General features: G+C 42.4%; 15 protein-coding genes. All 15 read left to right on the forward strand.

What is annotated here, in order from left to right:
- Positions 1-255: 255 nt before the first annotated feature.
- On the forward strand, positions 256-2,514 hold the full coding sequence (locus LI074_RS15620) for a hydratase (RefSeq protein ID WP_081018926.1): 2,259 nt from the start codon (positions 256-258) through the stop codon (positions 2,512-2,514).
- 1,396 nt (positions 2,515-3,910) lie between these two features.
- Positions 3,911-4,612, forward strand: a complete 702-nt coding sequence (locus LI074_RS15625) for an RluA family pseudouridine synthase (RefSeq protein ID WP_008704977.1) — start codon at positions 3,911-3,913, stop codon at positions 4,610-4,612.
- 279 nt (positions 4,613-4,891) lie between these two features.
- On the forward strand, positions 4,892-6,001 hold the full coding sequence (locus LI074_RS15630) for a substrate-binding domain-containing protein (RefSeq protein WP_055060035.1): 1,110 nt from the start codon (positions 4,892-4,894) through the stop codon (positions 5,999-6,001).
- A 486-nt stretch (positions 6,002-6,487) separates the two neighbouring features.
- On the forward strand, positions 6,488-6,757 hold the full coding sequence (locus LI074_RS15635) for an AtpZ/AtpI family protein (RefSeq protein WP_022380878.1): 270 nt from the start codon (positions 6,488-6,490) through the stop codon (positions 6,755-6,757).
- Between the two features lie 27 nt (positions 6,758-6,784).
- Positions 6,785-7,201, forward strand: coding sequence for an ATP synthase I chain (locus LI074_RS15640; RefSeq protein ID WP_055060036.1), 417 nt, complete (start codon positions 6,785-6,787; stop codon positions 7,199-7,201).
- A 56-nt stretch (positions 7,202-7,257) separates the two neighbouring features.
- Positions 7,258-8,016, forward strand: coding sequence for a F0F1 ATP synthase subunit A (locus LI074_RS15645; protein WP_020993166.1), 759 nt, complete (start codon positions 7,258-7,260; stop codon positions 8,014-8,016).
- A 130-nt stretch (positions 8,017-8,146) separates the two neighbouring features.
- A complete protein-coding gene (gene atpE, locus LI074_RS15650; RefSeq protein ID WP_008704968.1) occupies positions 8,147-8,425 on the forward strand; it encodes an ATP synthase F0 subunit C in 279 nt (92 codons plus the stop codon).
- A 118-nt stretch (positions 8,426-8,543) separates the two neighbouring features.
- A complete protein-coding gene (gene atpF / locus LI074_RS15655) occupies positions 8,544-9,047 on the forward strand; it encodes a F0F1 ATP synthase subunit B (protein WP_008704967.1) in 504 nt (167 codons plus the stop codon).
- The gene (gene atpH, locus LI074_RS15660; RefSeq protein WP_008704966.1) at positions 9,044-9,583 is read left to right on the forward strand and encodes an ATP synthase F1 subunit delta; all 540 of its coding nucleotides are present in this window, start codon (positions 9,044-9,046) and stop codon (positions 9,581-9,583) included. Before atpF ends, atpH begins: the two co-directional genes overlap by 4 nt.
- Before the next feature lie 124 nt (positions 9,584-9,707).
- Complete coding sequence (gene atpA / locus LI074_RS15665) at positions 9,708-11,237, forward strand: F0F1 ATP synthase subunit alpha (protein WP_008704965.1); 1,530 nt, start codon at positions 9,708-9,710, stop codon at positions 11,235-11,237.
- A gap of 20 nt (positions 11,238-11,257) precedes the next feature.
- Positions 11,258-12,115, forward strand: a complete 858-nt coding sequence (gene atpG, locus LI074_RS15670) for an ATP synthase F1 subunit gamma (RefSeq protein ID WP_022380877.1) — start codon at positions 11,258-11,260, stop codon at positions 12,113-12,115.
- Between the two features lie 18 nt (positions 12,116-12,133).
- Complete coding sequence (gene atpD, locus LI074_RS15675; protein WP_008704959.1) at positions 12,134-13,528, forward strand: F0F1 ATP synthase subunit beta; 1,395 nt, start codon at positions 12,134-12,136, stop codon at positions 13,526-13,528.
- Positions 13,529-13,543: 15 nt separating this feature from the next.
- On the forward strand, positions 13,544-13,945 hold the full coding sequence (gene atpC / locus LI074_RS15680) for an ATP synthase F1 subunit epsilon (RefSeq protein ID WP_008704958.1): 402 nt from the start codon (positions 13,544-13,546) through the stop codon (positions 13,943-13,945).
- A gap of 532 nt (positions 13,946-14,477) precedes the next feature.
- Positions 14,478-14,699 (forward strand): hypothetical protein, encoded by a 222-nt coding sequence (locus LI074_RS15685; RefSeq protein WP_020993165.1) that lies wholly within the window; start codon positions 14,478-14,480, stop codon positions 14,697-14,699.
- A gap of 56 nt (positions 14,700-14,755) precedes the next feature.
- Positions 14,756-15,367, forward strand: coding sequence for a class I SAM-dependent methyltransferase (locus LI074_RS15690; protein ID WP_055150657.1), 612 nt, complete (start codon positions 14,756-14,758; stop codon positions 15,365-15,367).
- Positions 15,368-15,431: the final 64 nt, after the last annotated feature.

The following is a 15,431-nucleotide window of genomic DNA, read 5'->3' on the forward strand; positions in this document are numbered from 1 at the left end:
TTTTGGCATATTCATGCCAAAACACCTCGCGGAATAGTGGTGTGTGAACAGTAACACTAAAATACTTATAGTCTTAGGCTTGATTATTCCGGTGGAATATTCTATAATAAAACCTAAATTTCCATAAATTAGCGTGTCAAAGTGCCGGTTCAGGAGAAAATCAGTTTTCATCTGGAAATTTGAAGACTGGTGTGGATAAGGTGAGTTCCATAACTGCATTTGTGATATGCAAAAAAACAGAATGGAGGAGACATTATGAAATTATACGATACCGGTGTGTATTTGCTGAATGGTCAGAAGATTGTTCCGGAGAATCAGGCAGATTTTCCTGTTTCCAAAGAGGAAGCTGCAAAGAGTACAATTGCCTATTCAATTCTGAAAGCACACAATACTTCCGGAAATATGGACAAACTTCAGATTAAATTTGATAAACTGACTTCTCATGATATCACTTTTGTCGGAATTATCCAGACTGCACGTGCTTCAGGCCTTGAGAAATTTCCGGTGCCATATGTACTGACAAACTGCCATAATTCACTCTGTGCAGTAGGCGGAACTATTAATGAAGATGATCATATGTTTGGACTTACCTGTGCCAAGAAATATGGCGGCGTATATGTACCGCCTCATCAGGCGGTTATCCATCAGTTTGCAAGAGAAATGCTTGCAGCAGGCGGTAAAATGATCCTCGGTTCAGACAGCCATACACGATATGGCGCACTGGGAACCATGGCAATGGGTGAGGGCGGACCGGAGCTTGTAAAGCAGCTTCTTTCCCAGACTTATGATATCAATATGCCAGGTGTAGTTGCCATTTATCTTACAGGTTCTCCACGACCGGGCGTAGGTCCTCAGGACGTTGCGCTTGCGATTATCGGCAAGGTTTTTGCAAATGGATATGTGAAGAATAAAGTTATGGAATTTGTAGGACCCGGTGTTGCAAATTTAAGTGCTGATTTCCGAATTGGTGTAGATGTAATGACAACAGAGACCACCTGTCTTTCCTCTATCTGGCAGACAGATGAGAAGATTCAGGAATTCTATGAGATCCATGGCAGAAGTGAAGATTACAAAGAACTGAAACCAGGTGAAACAGCATACTATGATGGCTGTGTAGAGATTGATCTGAGTGAGATCAGACCAATGATCGCTATGCCATTCCATCCAAGCAATACATATACAATTGATGAACTGAAGGCAAATCTGGATGATATTCTGGCAGATGTTGAGAAAAAAGCACAGATCAGCCTTGATGGAAAAGTTCCATATACATTAAGAGACAAAGTAATTGATGGTAAACTTTATGTAGAACAGGGAATCATCGCAGGATGTGCAGGTGGTGGATTTGAAAATATCTGTGCAGCAGCTGATATCCTTAAAGGCAAGAGCATTGGTGCAGATGCCTTCACATTGAGTGTATATCCGGCAAGTACTCCGATTTATATGGAACTGGCTAAGAATGGCGTTCTGGCAGGACTTCTTGAAACGGGAGCTGTTGTGAAGACTGCTTTTTGCGGACCTTGCTTTGGTGCAGGGGATACTCCTGCAAATAATGCATTCAGTATCCGTCATACGACCAGAAACTTCCCGAACCGCGAAGGTTCCAAAATCCAGAATGGCCAGATTTCTTCTGTTGCACTTATGGACGCACGTTCTATTGCGGCAACTGCAGCAAACAAAGGTTTCCTGACTTCAGCAGAGGATTATACGGGTGGTTATACAGGACAGAAATATTTCTTTGATAAGACAATTTATGACAATCGTGTATTTGACAGCAAGGGTATAGCTGATCCGGGTGTAGAGATCCAGTTTGGTCCGAATATTAAGGACTGGCCGGAGATGGCTGCACTTCCGGAGAATCTGATCGTGAAGGTTGTTTCTGAGATCCATGATCCGGTTACTACAACAGATGAACTGATCCCATCCGGTGAGACATCTTCTTATCGTTCCAATCCACTTGGACTGGCTGAGTTTACACTTTCCAGAAAAGATCCTGCTTATGTAGGACGTGCGAAAGAAGTTCAGAAAGCTCAGAAGGCTATTCAGGAAGGAAAATGTCCGGTTGAGGCATTACCGGAGATGAAACCTGTAATGGATGTGATCAAAAAGGATTATCCGAATGTAAGCAAGGAAAATCTTGGTGTGGGAAGTACGATCTTTGCAGTGAAACCAGGTGATGGTTCTGCGCGTGAGCAGGCTGCTTCCTGTCAGAAAGTGCTTGGCGGATGGGCAAATATCGCCAATGAGTATGCGACAAAGAGGTACCGTTCCAATCTGATCAACTGGGGTATGCTTCCATTCCTGATTAAAGAAGGGGAGCTTCCGTTTGCAAACGGAGATTATCTGTTCTTCCCACAGATTCGTAAGGCAGTGGAAGAAAAGGATGATGTGATCCGGGGATATGTTGTCGGTGCTGAGGGACTGAAAGAGTTTGAAGTGGCTCTTGGGGAGCTTACGGATGATGAGCGTGAGATTATCCTTAAGGGATGCCTGATTAATTATAATCGAAAATAGGAAGTGATGAAGATGCAGTTATCCTCTCTTTGGGTTGGGAGTAGCTGCATCTTTATTATTTATGAAATTATGAGAATTGCGGGAACTGCTTTGCAGCGGAGCGATTCGTGGATATAATAGAGCTCCGGGCAGCAACGTACTGCATCGAAGAAAACGAAATAGTCTGAAAATTATCAAATAAATAAAAATATTATAAAATTAGTGCAAATAAGACAAAGATAAATAGAAAATATTGAAATAAAATGCAAAAATGTATTGACAAATAATAACAAGAGTGTTATTATAACACCATCAAAAGAAACAAGGAAACGAATTAAACAATCAAAGAAATTCATTCAATTCATAGCATATATAAATGTTCCAATGAAAAGGATGAAAATAAAAGAAAGGTTCGGGTGATTCCATTGGGAAAGAATTTATAACTTCATCAATATAAGAGTAACGGGTATCGCATTTCCTGCAAGAAAGACCTGATACGGAGATTATAAAAAAGTATTTTCCTTATATAATATAAGAGCATACGCACAGTCTGATTAATAAGGAAGGAATGTATCAAAGGTATTATAGAAGCGATAACTTATATTGAATATCTGTTGCAGACCTGATACAGGGATTTTGGTAAATGTGTAAAGAAATATTTACCGGAAGAGCATAACCCTTATCTCAGTAGTTAGCCTGAAAGCAGAGGTTCAGGTAACAGATAAACTGAAGGTAAGAACGATGTTTTGAGAGGCATATAGAAGTTTAAGTATATGGTTTGAAATCCTGCATCAGAAGAATATCCGGTATATAAAATTACAGGATATTGAGAGAAATATTAAGGTACTTTTTCAGTGATACTTTACATAATTCAGAACATCTGCCATTAATGTTCGATAAATATGAAAAGCACATAAGGAAATTAAACAGTTGTGAATTTAAGAAGTTAGGTTTATGATTGCTTAGCACGAAAAATAATGAAAAAGTGTATCCGATATTTCATAAATGAAAAACAAATTATAATACGTGAAATTATAATTTAAAATCTATAAAACTTTCTAAGTAAGTTCCGATGAACTGAATAACTGATATCATAAAAGCATAAAAGCAGGAATGAATCAGATTATAAACAGTACATATGGATTATGAGCAGGAAACAGAATAGGAATTTTAAATAAACATAGAAAAATTTAATAGTGAACTTATAAAGTAGTTTGTAAATAACATATTATTTTATTATAGAAAGAATACTAAGAGGAAAATAAATTGAATAACGAAGAACATTGAAGCGGTCATCATTTTTGAAATCAGGAAAAGTAAAAAGTGATGACCGTTTTCAAATTGTATTCATATATATTCGTTTATTGCGTGAAATGGAATTTTAGGATATACTCTCCATGAAAAGGAGAGTTTTTTTATGTGGATAAAAGATATCAGAGATTATATTTTATATGAAGATAAAGATATTCTGGTCTGTCACAAACCGGCAGGGCTTGCAGTTCAGAATGCGCGGGTTGGCAGTATGGATATGGAGAGCCTTCTGAAGAATTATATTGCTCAGAAGGTGCCGGGTAAGATGCCGTATCTGGGTATTATCCATCGCCTGGATCAGCCGGTGGAGGGGGTTCTTGTATTTGCCCTGAATCCGAAGGCAGCAGCAGATCTCAGCAGACAGATGACAGCGGGAAAAATAAAGAAGACTTATCTTGCAGTTACAGAAGGAACAGTGAAAGTGAAGAGTGCAAAACTGGTGGACTGGCTGAAGAAGGATGGCAGGACCAACAGCTCTGCAGTGGTTGAGGGAGGAACTTCCGGAGCAAAAAAGGCGATCTTGTCTTATGAAGTTCTGGAAACCTGGAAAAATAAGGAAGATGCACAGGATTGTGGCGAAAGAAATCTGATTCGGATTGATCTAGATACAGGCAGGCATCATCAGATTCGTGTGCAGATGGCGCATGCCGGAATGCCTTTGGTTGGTGACAGAAAGTATAATCCCGGTCAGAATAGTCAGGAACCGCTGGCTCTCTGTTCTGCAAAACTGGGATTTCAGCATCCGGTGACAAAGAAACAGTTGGAGTTTCAGGTGCAGCCTGCAGGTATGGCATTCAAAAGACATTGACATAGCGCAATTTTTGATGTATAAAAGTGAAAAATGTGTAAAATCTCTGGACGAATTTCGTAAAGTGTGTATAATGTAGAAAGTAATATGCAGTTATAAGGTTTATAGCAATTCTCGTAAATAATGCATTTAAGAGGATCGCTACAGGTAATTGTTCGATGTTAATTATTCTGTGAGAGTACTGAGCAGATATCGATTTTTTAGTTGACAGAAATTATACATTATTTTATGAAATTGCTGTAATGTGCAGTATAGCACTGAAAGGAAGAGGAAATTAAAATGAAAAGAGCGGCGGCAGCAGCGATAAGTTTAATGACAGGACTGGCAATGCTGACAGGATGCAGCAGAGCGGAGGTGGAAGAGACAATCCAGCCGTTGGTGGCAGACGCTATCGAAGAATCCGATTCAGAGGCAGAAGCAGTGAAGGAAGAGGATGAGAGTCCGCTGATTCCGGAGATTGATACAGATATAAAAATCTATGCCGGTTCAAGGATCGCAGTGGTAAGCAAATGTGTCAAGGGCGAATACTGGAAGATGGTTAAGAAAGGCATGGAAGATGCGGTAAAGGAAATTAATAAAGCATATGGTTATAAAAAAGATGACCAGATTACCATGACTTTTGAAGGTCCTGATAATGAAGAGGACGTAGAAACTCAGATTAATACAATAGATGCTGTTATTGCAGAGAATCCGGATGTTCTTTGTATTTCGGCAAGTGACATGGATTCCTGTGAGGCACAGCTTGAAGCTGCAAAGGAAAATAGAATTCCGGTTATAGCATTTGATTCTAATGTAGCCGAGAAGAAACTGGTGAAGGCATATCGGGGAACCGATAATGTGCAGGTAGGAAAGATGGCTGCTTATCAGCTTGGCAGTGCACTCGGAAAGATGGGAAAGGTTGCGGTTTTTTCCGCACAGCAGAAGACAAAGAGTGTTCAGGATCGTGTAGAAGGATTTATGAATAATATCGGGAAGTACGGAGATATTGAAGTTGTGGAAACCATTTATTCTGATCAGGTAGATGATATGGAGGCTTCCATGAAGGAAGTCCTGGAAAAATATCCCACACTGGATGGTGTATTCTGCACCAATGCAGATATTACAGAGATGTATCTGAATCTGGAGAAGAGTGATGAGCATGATGCACCGGCTCTGGTAGGGGTTGATGCAACTACTAAGCAGCAGGAAGCAATCCGTAATGGAGAAGAGATTGGCTGTGTTTCCCAGCAGCCTTATGCTATGGGATACCAGACGATCTGGGCAGCAGTTGAAACAACGGCACCGAAGAAATCTGTTGTGATCGAGAAAAATGTACTGAGCAATCCGGCATGGATCGATGCAGACTGTCTGGATGATCCGGACTACAGTGGATATTTATATACAGAATAAGAATTAAAGATAAACGCTCCGGGAGGATGTACAGGGTCTCAAATGCATTAATTAAGAGGATTTTCTATAAGAGGAATGTGTCTGCTGGGACAGACCGGTAATACAGAACTTATATATAAAGCAGAATTATATACGAAAGAAGAAGCATGAAAACAGTGATGAGTTGTTTTCGTGCTTTTTTTGTGTCATAGAATATTACTCCGTAATGTTCTATGACACAAAAAAGCTCTCCGGGCAGGCTCTTTATTTATATCTCTTCTTCTTTGAAATAAAAATATAAACAAATCAGAAGCTTTGACTGTATAAAAAGATTTATATTGATGATATAATCACATACACGATATAAAAATAACAAAAAAATATTGGATGGATGAAAAATATTTGATAAAATTATCTGATGAGATTGTAATTTTAAAGAATATATGATAAAATTTGACTATAAATTCTTGAAAATATATAAAAAAATTAGGCAAAAAGGAGAAGAGGATGAAACAATGGTCAGAGATCATCAGAAATGTCACCATGTTGTCGCAGCTTGGACTGTCTCTCATAACCCCTGTCCTGATATGTCTGGCAGTATGCTGGCTGATTGTTTCTAAGACCGGAGCTGGCGGATGGGTATATATCCCCGGTTTTTTCTTTGGTCTTGGAGGTTCCGGGACAGTGGCATATAAATTTTATCTTTCTATTAACAGACAGCAGAAGAAAGAGAACAAAAAGAAGAAAAATAAAGTATCGTTTAACAGACACCTGTAATGATACAGAAACGAAAGGGAGATTTATATGAGTATTATGGATAATGTTCAGCCTGCCGTAAAGAAGGAAACCGGAAAGGTAGCTGCCATCACCGGAATCGGGCTGATTTTGATGTGGATCGTGTTTGGAGTGCTGCATGCTTTCATGCCACAGAAGGTACCGTTTGATTATACGGTGTTTCTTGGAGGGGCAGTGGGAGGATGTGTGGCAGTCCTTAATTTCTTTTTTATGGGACTTGCAGTGCAGAAAGCAGCTGCAGCAACAGATGAGGACACAGCGAGAATGAGGATCAAAGCAAGTTACTCCCAGAGAATGCTGATCCAGATGTTTTGGGTGATCTTGGCAATCGTGGCACCCTGTTTTCATTTTGTGGCAGGAATCGTTCCTCTTTTATTTCCCGGAACAGGAATTAAAATTGCAGGAATTTTTCATACTAACAAATAGGTATTTCTATATCAAACCGGAACAGTACCGGGAGAGACAGGAGGTGAATAAAGAGTATGGAATTGGATATCAGCGGGGCAAGGATATTCTTTACATTACCCATTGATGTGCCTGTTCTCGGACCATTAAGAATCAGTGAGACAATGGTGGTAAGCTGGATTGTTATGATACTCATAACAGGTTTGTGTATCTGGCTGACACATGATCTGAAAGAAGAGAACATTTCCAAACGTCAGGCTGTGGCAGAGCTCATTGTAGAGAAGGCCAACAGCTTTGTAATCGGAAATATGGGTGAGAAATTCAGATACCTGATACCGTTTGTTGCAGCACTTTTTGCAACCAGTGTGGTTTCCAACCTGATCAGTCTGATCGGACTTCGAAGCCCTACAGCAGACCTTTCTACTGAGGCTGCCTGGGCAGTTGTGGTTTTCATTATGATCACAGCACAGAAGATAAAGACCAGTGGATTTGGCGGTTATCTGAAAGGATTTACAACTCCGATCGCAGTTATGACACCGTTTAATATTCTTTCCGAGCTGGCTACACCTGTCAGTATGGCGTGTCGTCATTTCGGAAATATCCTTTCCGGTGTGGTAATCAATGGCCTGATCTATGGGGCACTGGCAGTCGCAAGTTCCGCGCTTCTGGGCCTGATCCCGGGTGCACTGGGAGATGTACTGTCAAAGATACCGATTCTTGATGTCGGTGTACCTGCGATAACGTCGGTCTATTTTGACTGGTTCTCAGGAGTTATGCAGGCGTTTATCTTCTGTATGCTGACTGTAATGTATATTGCAAATGCAGCAGAAGAGTAGCAGAAACATGATTTGCCGGAGCAAAACGGCAGCGGTGGTAACCGCAAAGAATGCTGAAATACAGCAGAAAAATTAATACCGCAGCAAAGGGGAAAAGCTGCAGATTATTATTTAACAGGAGGGTTTTAATATGGATTTTCAGTTATTGGCAAAAGGTATCGCATTAGCAGGATGTGCAATTGGAGCAGGATGTGCGCTGATCGCAGGTATCGGACCTGGTATTGGTGAAGGTAACGCAGTAGCAAAGGCATTGGAAGCAATCGGACGTCAGCCTGAGTGCAAGGGTGATGTTACTTCTACCATGCTTCTTGGATGTGCCATTGCAGAGACAACAGGTATCTACGGTTTCGTAACCGGTCTGTTGCTTATCTTCGTTGCACCTGGTATGTTCATGAACTTCCTGAGCTGATAAAAACAGCTGAGATGTCGAATATCACAGATTAAGAGGCATCTGATATGGAACCTGTGGATAATTCCGGCAGCAGCCGGAGAATGATCCGCATAAATACAGACAGGAGGTTACAAACATGCAGGTACAGGAATTAGTTGGAATTGTGCCGTGGAATTTTATAGCGACGATTTGCAACCTTTTTATTCAGGTATATCTGATCAAACGTTTCCTCTTCAAGCCCATCAATGAGATGCTGGAAAAGCGCAAAGCGAAAGCGGATGCCCAGATCCAGGATGCAGTGAAGGCAAAGGAAGAAGCTCAGGCAATGAAGGCAGAATATGAAAAGAATATGCAGGAAGCCAAGAATAGGGCAAATGACATTGTGATGACAGCTCAGAAAACAGCCGCTATCCAGAGTGAAGAGATGCTTAAGGAGGCTTCCAGTCAGGTAACTGCCATGAAAGAGAAGGCAGAGAAAGACATTGCCCAGGAGAAACGTAAGGCAGTCAACGAGATCAAGGGAGAAATCGGCGGTATGGCTGTTGAGATTGCCGGAAAAGTGATCGAGCGCGAAATTAGTGAAGAGGATCATGCAAAACTGATTGATGAGTTTATTGAGAATGTAGGTGAGGCATCATGACAAAAACTGCCAGAGTTTACGGCGGAAGTCTGTATGACCTTGCCGCTGAAGAAAAGCTCGATGGACAGATTATGGAGCAGATGATCGCGATCAGACAAATTTTTCGAGAAAATCCCGGATATCTGAAATTGCTGGGAGAACCGGCGATTCCTGAAGACGAGAGACTTAAGATGATTGAAGAGGCTTTCGGAGGGCAGGCAGAGAGATATCTGGTGAATTTCCTGAAATTATTGTGTGAACGCAAGATTCTGAGAGAGTTTGCCGGATGCTGCGAAGAGTTTATCAGACGCTACAACAGTGCACATGGAATTGCAGAAGCCGTGGTTACCAGTGCAGTGAAGCTCAGTGATACTCAGATGGAAGCTCTGAAAGCGAAGCTTGAGAAGCTAAGTGGAAAGAAAGTGTATCTGGTTCAGAAAACAGATGCATCCGTTCTTGGCGGACTTCGCGTGGAACTGGAGGGCGTACAGCTTGACGGTACAGTACAGAGCCGTATTTCCGGTATTTCGAAGAAACTGAATGAATTGGTAGTATAAGGAACTGGATTCCGGATTTGAGAATCGTACTGTATGGGTATTTGACATATGGATATGAAAAATCTTTAAATTTCTGAATTCAGACAGCGCAAAATAATAGAATATAAAAGGATGGAATGGAAACATGCAATTAAAACCTGAGGAAATATCCAAGGTCATCCGAAGCCAGATAAAATATTACGAAAATGCCATTCAACAGAACGAGACAGGTACGATCCTTATGGTTGGTGACGGTATTGCCAGAGCTAGCGGACTGGTAAACTGTATGTCAGGAGAGCTTCTGGAATTTGAGGACGGAAGCTTTGGTATGGCACAGAACCTGGAGGAGAACAGTGTCTCCATCGTAATCTTTGGTTCAGATGAGAACATTGGTGAGGGTCAGACCGTAAAGCGTACAGGCAAGGTCGTGTCTGTACCTGTAGGCGACGCCATGGTTGGACGTGTTGTAAATGCACTGGGACAGCCAATTGACGGAGCAGGCCCGATTGATACAAAAGAATTCCGGCCAATCGAGAGCAAGGCACCGGGAATCTGTGAGAGAAGATCTGTATATCAGCCTCTTCAGACCGGTATCAAAGCCATCGACTCCATGATCCCCATTGGACGTGGACAGCGAGAACTGATCATTGGTGACCGTCAGACCGGTAAAACTACAATTGCTACAGATACCATTATTAACCAGAAGGGAAAAGATGTGATCTGTATCTATGTAGCCATTGGACAGAAGCGTTCCACAGTAGCTACATTAGTAGAGAACCTGACCAGAAACGGCGCAATGGATTATACTATCGTTGTGGCAGCTACAGCATCTGAGTCAAGCCCGCTGCAGTATATCGCACCGTATTCCGGATGTGCAATGGGTGAATACTTTATGAATAAGGGAAAAGATGTGCTGATCATCTATGATGATTTAAGTAAGCATGCAGTTGCATACCGTGCACTTTCCCTGCTGATCCGTCGTCCGCCTGGACGTGAGGCATATCCGGGTGATGTTTTCTATCTGCATTCCAGACTTCTGGAACGTGCAGCGAAGCTGGACGATGAACATGGCGGCGGTTCCATGACAGCACTGCCGATTATTGAAACACAGGCAGGTGACGTATCTGCCTATATTCCTACTAACGTTATTTCTATTACAGATGGACAGATTTTCCTGGAGACAGAGTTATTCCATTCAGGAATCATGCCTGCTGTAAACCCAGGTATCTCCGTATCACGAGTTGGTGGTGATGCGCAGATCAAGGCAATGAAGAAGGTAGCAGGAACACTGAAACTGATTTATTCCCAGTACCGTGAGCTGCAGAGCTTCGCACAGTTTGGTTCTGATCTGGATGCTGATACAAAGGCACGTCTGGAACAGGGAGCACGTATTGTGGAAGTTCTGAAACAGAACCAGAATGCACCGGTTCCTGTAGAGAAACAGGTTGCGATCCTTTATGCGGTTACAAAGGGTGTTCTGGAATCAGTAAAAGTTGAAGACGTAAATGTATATGAATCAGGATTATATACCTATCTGGATACAGATGCAGCAGGCGTAGAGGTTATGCAGGAGATCCGCTCAACAGGTAAGCTGGAGCAGGAAACAGAGCAGAAGCTTCGCAGCGTACTGGATGCGTATACAGAGAACTTCCTGAATACAAGACCTGAGAAATAAAGTGATTAGGAGGGTATCGTATGGCTTCGAATATGAAAGCGGTAAAGCTGCGTATCAAGAGTGTACAGAGTACCATGCAGATTACCAAGGCCATGGAGCTTGTAGCGTCCTCCAAACTGCGTAAGGCAAAGGAACGTGCAGAGGTATGCCGTCCGTACTTTACAGAACTTCATGAGACATTGAAAGAGATTGCAAGGGAGAATACAGATTTCTCATCCGTTTATGCGAAAGAGTCTTCCAACAATAAAACCTGCTATGTAGTGATCGCAGGTGACAGAGGACTTGCAGGCGGATATAATGCAAACCTTTTCAAATGTCTGGAGGCTTCTGCTGAAGGTAAGGACTACATGGTTCTGCCGGTTGGAAAGAAAGCAGTAGAATATTTCCGCCAGAGAGAGATTGAAGCTCTGACAGAACAGTTTGCAGAAGTGGGAAGTATTTCTGTGGCGGACTGTTTTGAGATGGCAAATATGCTCTGCACGGAATTTCGAAAAGGAACCTTTGGTCATATTGAATTATGCTATACTGTCTTTGATTCCATGCTTTCTCAGCAGCCGGAGGTATTTTCCATGCTTCCTATGACTGATATCAGAGAGGAAAGCGGAGGTAAGATAGAGACGAAGAATCTGATCCTCTATGAACCGGACGGAGAGACAGTATTTGATGCCATTGTTCCGGAATATCTGGCAGGACTGGTTTATGGCGGTATCTGCGAAAGTACCGCAAGTGAACTGGCAGCCAGACGTATGGCTATGGATGCAGCCACAAGTAATGCGGAAGAGATGATTGATCAGCTCAATTTGTATTACAACAGGGCACGTCAGGCCAGCATCACGCAGGAGATCACGGAGATTGTTGCAGGTGCGGAAGGTCTTTAGAAATAGGAGATTATAAACATGAGTGAAAAACACATTGGCGAGGTAGTGCAGGTTATCGGTCCGGTACTGGATATCCGCTTTGCGCACGATGAACTGCCGCCTCTTCTCAATGCCATAGAGATTGATAATGATGGCGCAAAGCTGGTTGCCGAGGTTGCACAGCAGGTTGGTGATGATGTGGTAAGATGTATTGCCATGAATTCTACTGACGGTCTGGTGCGCGGTGCCAAAGCTCTGGATACAGGCGGTCCAATTTCCGTTCCTGTAGGTGAGGAATGCCTGGGACGAGTATTTAACCTTCTGGGTGACCCGGTAGACAATCTTCCGGCACCGGAGGCAAAGGAACGCTGGTCTATCCATCGTCAGGCTCCTTCTTATGAAGAACAGATGCCTGCAACAGAGATTCTGGAGACAGGAATCAAGGTTGTTGACCTGATCTGTCCTTATGCAAAGGGTGGTAAGATCGGTCTTTTCGGTGGTGCAGGTGTAGGAAAAACAGTTCTTATCATGGAGCTGATCCACAATGTAGCAACTGCACACGGCGGACTTTCCGTATTTACAGGTGTAGGAGAGCGTACACGTGAGGGAAATGACCTTTACAATGAAATGAAAGAAAGTGGAGTTATCGACAAGACTGCTCTGGTTTACGGTCAGATGAACGAGCCGCCCGGAGCACGTATGAGAGTTGGACTTTCCGGACTTACCATGGCGGAATACTTCCGTGATGAGAAGAACCAGGATGTGCTCCTCTTTATTGACAATATTTTCCGTTTTACACAGGCAGGTTCCGAGGTGTCTGCTCTTCTGGGACGTATGCCTTCAGCTGTAGGTTATCAGCCTACACTGGCAACTGAAATGGGTAACCTGCAGGAACGAATTACTTCTACAAGAAAGGGCTCTATCACATCTGTACAGGCTGTATATGTGCCTGCCGATGACCTGACTGACCCGGCTCCTGCAACTACATTCTCACATCTGGATGCAACAACTGTACTTTCCCGTGAGATTTCCAGCCAGGGTATTTATCCGGCTGTTGATCCTCTGGATTCCACAAGCCGTATCCTTTCTCCTGAAATAGTAGGAACAGAGCATTATGAGATTGCCAGATCAGTACAGAGAGTTCTTCAGCGTTACAAAGAGCTTCAGGACATTATTGCCATCATGGGTATGGATGAGTTGTCAGAGGAAGACAAACGTACTGTAAGTCGTGCCCGTAAGGTTCAGAGATTCCTGTCACAGAGCTTCTCTGTAGCAGAACAGTTCACAGGTATGCCTGGTAAATATGTTCCGCTGAAGGAAACGTTGAGAGGATTCAGGATGATCCTGAACGGTGAGTGTGATGACATTCCTGAGAGTTATTTCCTGTTTGTGGGAACCATCGATGAAGTGTTTGAAAAAGCCAAGAATCAGTAAAGGGGGAAATGTCCTATGAGTACTTTCCCATTGAGAATCGGAACACCGGACGGACTGCTCTTTGAAGGCAATGTGGAGCGTGTGATCTGCAGAACTGTCAGCGGTGATCTGGCTATTCTTGCCAGACACTGTAATTACTGTACTGCCCTGGGAATGGGTGAAGCCAGTGTGGTAATGGAAGACGGTAGCAGACGAACCGCAGCCTGTATTGGCGGAATGCTTTCTGTTATGAACGGAAAGTGCCGTGTCCTTGCAACTACCTGGGAGTGGAAAGAGGATATTGATGAGCAGCGTGCGCAGGAAGCTAAGAAAAGAGCTGAGGAGATGATCGCCAAAGGTGGTTTGAGTGATCATGATTATAAGATTGTGGAGGCTAAACTGCAGAGGGCGTTGGTGCGTTTGAGTGTGAAGAGCTGAGAAAATAAGAGTTATTAAGATATTGTGTTAAAGATAAAGACTGACAGGAGATCCGGGAGAGGAGACTGTCGGTCTTTTTTTGCTTGTGATATGGTTTTTTGGAGGATATAGTGGGAAGAATCTGAGGAAGAGATTTGAAGGAGGGACGCATAGAAAAATAATTTATTTTATGTGCGGTTTCGGACATTAAGATATTCTAAGCTGCTAAAAATCTGCTAAAGGCATGAGAAAAATGCCACAAACTCGCTTCGCTCAGACAGTGTGTCATTTTTCTCATAACGCAGATTTTGACCAGCTAAGAATATCTAAATATCCTGCAAATGCACATGAAATAAATTATTTTTCTATGCTGGTGGTTGGCTCTTTTAAATACACTTTAAGCGAATCAGGTAAGTCCCCTGCGGGGAAACCAAAAGGAAAAAATGATGAATAAAGCCGAATGGCAGTGTATTAAAATTAGGTGGATGTAATTGAAGAAAAAATATGATATCATGTGAGTAACAAATCGGTATTTAACGAGGAGGTAATGATTATGAGTAGAAATATAAAAGGTGGTTTTTTAACATTGAGTGGTGTTGTTGGTATTGTAGGAATGATAATAGCGGCAATGCAAAATCCGGCAACTGCATGGGTAACGCCACCTGGAAGAATGATTGTAAGTATTTTAGAAAATGGATTATTGATTCCTACGGTTTTATTCCTTGTTCTTTTTATTTATGGATTGTATATTCTCCTAACGGAGAAAAACGATTGAGCAATACCGGTTTGTCGAATTAAGAAAACCGGTATTTGTGGAGGAGAAATTCTGTAATGAGATTTTTTGAAAATACCCGTAAGCCACAAGGCTTCGGCGGAAAATTGATGACGAAGATGATGAACAGCGGTCACGCCAAATTATCGCAATGGGGATTCTCAAATATCTCCGCGAAGTCTGATGCTGAAGTTCTGGACGTCGGCTGTGGCGGCGGAGCAAATATTGCGGTTTGGCTTGATAGATGTAGAAATGGCCACGTGACAGGAATGGATTATTCTGAGGTTAGTGTGGCAGAATCTCAAAAATTGAACGCCCTCGCCATTAAACAAGGGAAATGTAATGTAGTTCAAGGAGATGTATCTGCTATACCCTTTTCTGACGCGACTTTTGATTATGTTTCTGCCTTCGAAACAGTTTACTTTTGGCCAGGATTAGTAAAATGCTTTTCCGAGGTCAACCGTGTGCTGAAAAGCGAAGGCATATTCCTGATTTGTAACGAGAGTGACGGAACGAATGCCGCAGATGAAAAATGGACAAAGATGATCAATGGTATGAAGATTTACACATCTAAACAACTTGTTGCCGCTTTGAAAGAAGCGGGTTTTGCAGAGATCAAAACGTATTCAAATGCAAAAAATCATTGGATAAGTATTGTTGCAACGAAATAGCCAAATTCTAGTTGAACAAAATCGCTGCGCGATGGCTTGCCAAGGCTGTGGCGCAGCTTTCTTT

Source organism: Blautia sp. MSK18_10 (genome assembly GCF_020553185.1).
In the GTDB taxonomy this organism is placed as follows: Bacteria; Bacillota; Clostridia; order Lachnospirales; family Lachnospiraceae; genus Blautia_A; species Blautia_A wexlerae.

What these genes read in the sequence shown, in the direction of transcription:
- LI074_RS15630 (WP_055060035.1), top strand. Translation starts at nt 4,892, where the DNA reads ATGAAAAGAGCGGCGGCAGCAGCGATAAGTTTAATGACAGGACTGGCA.
- atpE (WP_008704968.1), top strand. Translation starts at nt 8,147, where the DNA reads ATGGATTTTCAGTTATTGGCAAAAGGTATCGCATTAGCAGGATGTGCA.
- atpG (WP_022380877.1), top strand. Translation starts at nt 11,258, where the DNA reads ATGGCTTCGAATATGAAAGCGGTAAAGCTGCGTATCAAGAGTGTACAG.
- atpH (WP_008704966.1), top strand. Translation starts at nt 9,044, where the DNA reads ATGACAAAAACTGCCAGAGTTTACGGCGGAAGTCTGTATGACCTTGCC.
- LI074_RS15635 (WP_022380878.1), top strand. Translation starts at nt 6,488, where the DNA reads ATGAAACAATGGTCAGAGATCATCAGAAATGTCACCATGTTGTCGCAG.
- atpF (WP_008704967.1), top strand. Translation starts at nt 8,544, where the DNA reads ATGCAGGTACAGGAATTAGTTGGAATTGTGCCGTGGAATTTTATAGCG.
- LI074_RS15685 (WP_020993165.1), top strand. Translation starts at nt 14,478, where the DNA reads ATGAGTAGAAATATAAAAGGTGGTTTTTTAACATTGAGTGGTGTTGTT.
- LI074_RS15620 (WP_081018926.1), top strand. Translation starts at nt 256, where the DNA reads ATGAAATTATACGATACCGGTGTGTATTTGCTGAATGGTCAGAAGATT.
- atpD (WP_008704959.1), top strand. Translation starts at nt 12,134, where the DNA reads ATGAGTGAAAAACACATTGGCGAGGTAGTGCAGGTTATCGGTCCGGTA.
- LI074_RS15645 (WP_020993166.1), top strand. Translation starts at nt 7,258, where the DNA reads ATGGAATTGGATATCAGCGGGGCAAGGATATTCTTTACATTACCCATT.
- LI074_RS15640 (WP_055060036.1), top strand. Translation starts at nt 6,785, where the DNA reads ATGAGTATTATGGATAATGTTCAGCCTGCCGTAAAGAAGGAAACCGGA.
- atpC (WP_008704958.1), top strand. Translation starts at nt 13,544, where the DNA reads ATGAGTACTTTCCCATTGAGAATCGGAACACCGGACGGACTGCTCTTT.
- LI074_RS15690 (WP_055150657.1), top strand. Translation starts at nt 14,756, where the DNA reads ATGAGATTTTTTGAAAATACCCGTAAGCCACAAGGCTTCGGCGGAAAA.
- atpA (WP_008704965.1), top strand. Translation starts at nt 9,708, where the DNA reads ATGCAATTAAAACCTGAGGAAATATCCAAGGTCATCCGAAGCCAGATA.
- LI074_RS15625 (WP_008704977.1), top strand. Translation starts at nt 3,911, where the DNA reads ATGTGGATAAAAGATATCAGAGATTATATTTTATATGAAGATAAAGAT.